General features: G+C 27.7%; 6 protein-coding genes and 1 pseudogene. 2 read left to right on the forward strand and 5 right to left on the reverse strand.

Annotation, left to right across the window (positions count from 1 at the left end):
* The 4 genes and pseudogenes from ACTT9D_RS06570 to ACTT9D_RS06585 form a co-directional block, all read right to left on the reverse strand.
* Window positions 1-442 (reverse strand): annotated as a pseudogene (locus tag ACTT9D_RS06570) (Fe-S cluster assembly protein SufD); the annotation flags it as partial.
* Window positions 442-1,176 (reverse strand): Fe-S cluster assembly ATPase SufC, encoded by a 735-nt coding sequence (gene sufC / locus ACTT9D_RS06575; protein WP_440930985.1) that lies wholly within the window; start codon window positions 1,174-1,176, stop codon window positions 442-444. The gene sufC and the pseudogene ACTT9D_RS06570, both read right to left, overlap by 1 nt.
* Window positions 1,177-2,619 (reverse strand): Fe-S cluster assembly protein SufB, encoded by a 1,443-nt coding sequence (gene sufB / locus ACTT9D_RS06580; RefSeq protein ID WP_440930986.1) that lies wholly within the window; start codon window positions 2,617-2,619, stop codon window positions 1,177-1,179.
* Entirely contained in the window at window positions 2,620-3,042 is a 423-nt protein-coding gene (locus tag ACTT9D_RS06585) for an RrF2 family transcriptional regulator (RefSeq protein WP_440930987.1), read from the reverse strand. It lies immediately after the preceding gene.
* A 120-nt stretch (window positions 3,043-3,162) separates the two neighbouring features.
* On the opposite strand from ACTT9D_RS06585, the gene ACTT9D_RS06590 reads away from it, so the two are divergent.
* Window positions 3,163-3,807 (forward strand): alpha/beta hydrolase, encoded by a 645-nt coding sequence (locus ACTT9D_RS06590; protein WP_440930990.1) that lies wholly within the window; start codon window positions 3,163-3,165, stop codon window positions 3,805-3,807.
* A 1-nt stretch (window position 3,808) separates the two neighbouring features.
* On the opposite strand, the gene ACTT9D_RS06595 is transcribed toward ACTT9D_RS06590, so the two are convergent.
* Complete coding sequence (locus tag ACTT9D_RS06595) at window positions 3,809-4,942, reverse strand: anhydro-N-acetylmuramic acid kinase (protein WP_440930988.1); 1,134 nt, start codon at window positions 4,940-4,942, stop codon at window positions 3,809-3,811.
* A gap of 45 nt (window positions 4,943-4,987) precedes the next feature.
* Here ACTT9D_RS06595 and tyrS point away from each other — a divergent pair.
* Window positions 4,988-6,020: tyrosine--tRNA ligase (gene tyrS, locus ACTT9D_RS06600; RefSeq protein WP_440930989.1), on the forward strand; the 1,033-nt coding region annotated here is incomplete at its 3' end.

The following is a 6,020-nucleotide window of genomic DNA, read 5'->3' on the forward strand; positions in this document are numbered from 1 at the left end:
GTGTATTTGTAATATAACCTTCTTTGACAATTATACTTATCTTATCTTCGCTTAAAGCACTGTTTAAATTTAATAAAGAATTTGTATTAATTTTATTTTCAACAATTTCTTCAATATTTAATTTTAACGAATTTTCTTTCTCAAAAGAAAAATCATAACTAATTAATTTTCCATCCTGTAAATAAATTTTATTGTGATCAAAATCCTTAATTAAATTTGAATGTTGCAATTTATTTGGTTCAGATTTTTCAATAACAAAATTTTTAATATTTTTTTTTATTATTTGATTTAAATCTGAAAATTTCCAATCTTCTAATCTCTTATTTGGAAAACCTTCATCACTAAATTTTTTATAATTCTCTTTTCTTTTTTCTAATTGCTTATCAGAAAACGAGTGATTATCTAAAAATTTATCAAAGTTTATAATTGTATTATCTTCCATTAATTAAACTCCTCGTATCCTTTTTTTTCTAAATCTAACGCTAGCTCTGGTCCACCAGATTTTATAATTTGACCATTTTTTAAAACGTGAACAAAATCTGGTTTAATATAATCTAGTAACCTTTGATAATGTGTAATTATCAAAAAAGAATTATTATTACTTCTTAAAGAATTAACTCCCTCTGAAACAATTCTTAAAGCATCTATGTCTAAACCTGAATCTGTTTCATCTAAAATTGCAAGTTTAGGATTTAAAATAGACATTTGTAAAATTTCATTTTTCTTTTTTTCACCGCCAGAAAATCCAACATTTAGTTGTCTACTTAAAATTTTTTCATCAAACTTCAATTCAGCTGATTTTTGCTTAACTAATTTTAAAAATTCAATTGCATCTAATTCTTTTTCACCTCGTGCCTTTTTAATTGCATTGAGTGAAGTCTTTAAAAATGTATTTGTATTCACTCCTGGTATTTCTAAAGGATACTGAAAAGCCAAAAAAATTCCTTTATGTGCTCTTTCTTCTGTTTCAAGTTCTAAAAGATTTTGATTATCAAATGATACTTTTCCTTCTATTTCATAGCCTTTTTTTCCAGATAAAATATTTGATAAAGTACTTTTTCCAGATCCATTTGGACCCATAATTGCATGTACTTCTCCAGGTTTAATTTCTAAATTAAGTCCCTTTAATATCTCTTTGTTTTCAACTTTTGCCTTTAAATTATTAATTTCAAGCATTTATCCAACGCTCCCCTCTAAACTAATTCCAACTAATTTTTGCGCTTCAACAGCAAATTCCATCGGCAATTGCTGAAGAACTTCTTTACAAAATCCATTAACAATCAGACTTACAGCTTCTTCTTGATTTAGACCTCTTTGATTACAATAATATAATTGTTCATCACTTATTTTTGATGTTGTTGCTTCATGTTCAATATTTGATTTTATATTTTTATTTTTAATATATGGGATTGTGTGTGCACCACATTTATTCCCCATCAATAAAGAATCACATTGGGTAAAATTTCTAGAGTTATCTGCCTTTGATGAAATATCTACCAAACCTCTATACATCATGTCAGATTTACCAGCAGAAATTCCTTTTGATATAATTTTACTTTTTGTATTTTTTCCTAAATGTATCATTTTAGTTCCAGTATCTGCTTTTTGATGGTTATTTGTGATTGCAATAGAATAAAATTCACCAACAGAATTATCACCTTTTAAAATACAGCTTGGATATTTCCATGTAATTGCTGAACCTGTTTCAACCTGAGTCCAAGAAATTTTTGAATTCTTACCTTTGCACAAACCTCTTTTTGTAACAAAATTATAAATTCCACCTACCCCATTTTCATCTCCAGGATACCAATTCTGAACTGTAGAGTATTTTATTTCAGCATCATCTAACGCAATTAGCTCAACGTTTGCAGCATGCAATTGATTTTCATCTCTCATTGGAGCGGTGCAACCTTCTAAATAACTTACGTAACTATTTTTATCGGCAATAATTAATGTTCTTTCAAATTGACCTGTTTCAGAAGCGTTAATTCTAAAGTAAGTAGAAAGCTCCATTGGACATCTCACACCTTCAGGAATATATACAAACGATCCATCAGTAAATACTGCAGAGTTAAGAGTTGCAAAATAATGATCTGTTATTGGGATTACAGATCCTAAATATTTTTTTACAAGCTCTGGATGTTTTTGAATTGCTTCAGACATAGAGCAAAAAATTATTCCTTGTTTTGTAAGTTCTTCCTTAAAAGTTGTTGCTACTGAGACTGAGTCAAAAACTGCATCTACTGCTATTCCATTTAATCTTGCTTGCTCTTGTAGAGGAATGCCTAGTTTGTTGTAAGTCTCAAGTAATTTAGGGTCTAGTTCATCAAGACTTTTGGGTTTATCTTTCATGCTTTTAGGTGCTGAATAATAATACAAATCTTGATAATCAATTTTTGGGTATTTTGGCTTTTGCCAATTTGGCTCTTTTAAACTTTTTAATCTATTAAACGCTTTTAATCTAAAGTCTAACATCCATTGTGGTTCTTTTTTAATATTGGAAATGAACTTTATGACCTCTTCATTTAAACCTTTTGGTGCTCTTATATTTTCAATATCTGTTGAAAAGCCATATTTGTAATCTTTTAATTTTTCGATATCTTTATTTCTTTGATCCATTTAAATTCTACTTTCTCTTTTTGAAACTAAATCCTCTAAACTTTTTTGCTCAAAGAATGAATTAATATGTGTTTCCAGTTCATTCCACAAATCATGAGTTACACATTTGGATGATTTACCATTACAACTTTTTTTTGACTCTTTTTTACATTGAACGGTTTTTACACTTTCATCAATTGCATCAAAAATATTATTCAATTTAATTTCTGAAGGTTTTTTGCTTAAAATATATCCACCTTGCGTTCCTCTGATACTTTTAACTATTTCATTTTTTTTTAGTTTTGAAAAAATTTGTTCCAGAAAATCTACCGAGATACCTTGTCTTAATGAAATGTCTCTTAATGAAACTGGATTGATATTGTCAAATTTTGCAATATCAACTAGGGCCATTACAGCGTATCTACCTTTTGATGTTAATTTCATAATTAATGAAGGGTATATATAAACCCGACTAAATTAGTCAAGTATCTAACATCAAAAAAAAACTACCATTTTAACGCAGACTTGTGCTATTTATGCTTTTTTCAAAATATGGATAATAAAATATTAGAGATATTCATTCCTGGTCCTGCGGGAAGGCTTGAGGCAAAATATTATAAAAGTAAAAAACCTACTTCACCGATAGCTTTAGTATTACAGCCTCATCCTCAGTACGGAGGAACAATGAATAATAAAGTTGTCGTGGAAACATTTCATACTTTTATGGATAATGATTTTTCAGTTTGTAGAGTCAATTTTAGAGGAGTAGGAAAAAGTGATGGTGAATTTGATAACGGTCAAGGTGAACTTGCTGATGCAGCAGCTGCACTAGATTGGTTAGAAAGAGAAAATTTTGATAACTCACAATGTTGGGTTTCTGGTTTTTCTTTTGGATCTTTGATTGCAATGCAGCTCTTAATGAGAAGACCAGAGATAAATAGATTTATTGCAATTTCCCCTCAACCTAACGCTTATGATTTTTCTTTTTTGTCACCATGCCCTACTTCTGGATTGATGATACATGGAAAAAAAGATGAATTAGTACCTTTAGAATATATTAACGAACTTAATACAAGATTAAGTGCTCAAAAAGGAATTAAAGTAGAATTTGAAACTGTTACTGATGCTAATCATTTTTTTTCAAAAACAGAAAATTCACTAGTAAAAAAATTAGATAAATATATTAAAAAAGAAACAGCTTTATACTAATTTAATTATTATCAACTATCTCACCTCCTGATATTGATTTCAAACATCTGGTAGTTTTAGGAAATGAAATTGGAAGATTATATATTGACCTCGCAGCTAAATAACCAAAAGCTTGTGACTCTATAAAATCTCCATCAAACTCATAATCATCAACATTTTTTATTATAAATCTTTTCTCATTATTGATATAATTTTTAATTCTATTAATTAAAAAGTGATTTTTTCTACCTCCACCACAAAAAATGAATAAGTCTAAATCATCATTTTTATCTCTTAAATTATTTATTCCATTTGCTATTAAATAAGCTGTAAACTCAGTTACAGTTGTACAACCTTCCTCAAAATCTAATCCTCTTAAAAATGAAATATCAAAATCATTTATATCTAATGAATTTTTAAAATCGTTGAACTCAAAATTATCAATTGCCTGATTTAAAGTTAGTTCATTTAATCTACCTAAGCTTGCAATTTTGCCATTCTCATCATATTTTAATGCTGAATTTTTTCTTACCCAATTATCAATTAAGCAATTTCCTGGACCAATATCATAACCTTCCATAAAATTTTCATCAAAATTTTTATCAATTTTTGTTAAATTAGTTATTCCACCAATATTAATAAAGTATAATGAAACACTTCTATTTTTTTCATAAATTTTTTTTGAAATTAAATTGTGAAAAATAGGAGTTAAAGGTGCACCTTGTCCGGCATGATTAATATCATTTTTTCTGAAATTAAAAACAACTTTTTTTCTTACAAGTTGTGATAATAAATTTCCATCACCAATTTGAAAACTAATTTTGTTTTTTGGAGAATGGAAAATTGTTTGACCATGAAAACCAACAACGTCTATCTCAAAATTAGACTTTAAATCTTCAATAAGTGATGCGTGAAAAAGGGTAAATTTTTTTTCTATATTTCTGATTTTTTTATTTTGAATTTTGAGATCTTCTTTAGAAGATATTATCTCTCTAATTTTTATCAATCCATCATACAAATCATCTGGAAATTCGTAGTATTTATCAATTATTCTCTCAAAAAAGTTTTCTCCATCTGTTTTAATTAAAGAAATATCTACTCCATCCATCGAAGTTCCGCTCATCATTCCAAGACAATTGAGTAATTTTTTTTCCATAAATATTTGTTTTTATCAAAAAATGTATATTGTGAATTTATATATATGAATAAATTTTTAAAAGAATTTAAAGACAGAGGTTTTTACTACCAGTGTACAAATGATGAGGAATTGTCTAATTTATTAGATACTAAAAAGATAAAAGCTTACATAGGCTTTGATTGCACGGCTGAAAGTCTACACGTGGGCAGTTTGCTCCAAATCATGTGTTTAAGATTGCTACAAAAACATGGTCATCAACCAATTGTGTTGATTGGTGGAGGTACTACTAGAATAGGAGATCCTTCAGGAAAAGATAAAACAAGAAAAATTCTAAATGAGGATGAAATTAATAAAAATATTAAAAATATAGAAAAAATTTTAACCAATTTTTTAGATAATGACAGTGATACAACTAAGCCAATTTTTGTAAATAATTATGATTGGTTAAAAGAACTTAATTATATTTCTTTTCTACGAGATGTAGGAAAACATTTTACTATTAATAAAATGCTTACATTTGATAGTGTAAAATTAAGATTAGAAAGAGAACAATCCCTAAGTTACATGGAATTTAATTATATGATACTTCAAGCATATGATTTTCTTGAACTGAATAAAAAAAAAGAATGTGTTCTTCAAATTGGAGGTTCAGACCAATGGGGTAATATTGTTAATGGTGTAGAATTAATTAAGAGATATTCTGGAAATCAAGCGTATGGATTAACTACTCCTTTAATAACACTAGCTTCAGGTGCAAAAATGGGAAAAACTGAAACAGGCGCAATATGGTTAGATAAAAATTATTTATCTCCTTATGACTATTGGCAATTTTGGAGAAATACAGATGACAGAGATGTAATAAAGTTTTTAAAAATATTCACAGATTTAGAGATAGAGGAAATTGAAAGTATAAAAGAAAACAATATAAACGATTTAAAAAAATTATTAGCTAATAAAGCAACTGAAATGCTTCATGGTTCAGATGAATCAATAAAATCAGAAAAAATTGCAAGAGAAGCCTTTTCTGGAGATACTGATAGTTCAAATTTACCTTCAATAAATTTAGATAAAAATAAAATCTGTCTCTTATACCCAG

This window comes from Candidatus Pelagibacter sp. (genome assembly GCF_052049815.1).
Taxonomy (GTDB): Bacteria; Pseudomonadota; Alphaproteobacteria; order Pelagibacterales; family Pelagibacteraceae; genus Pelagibacter.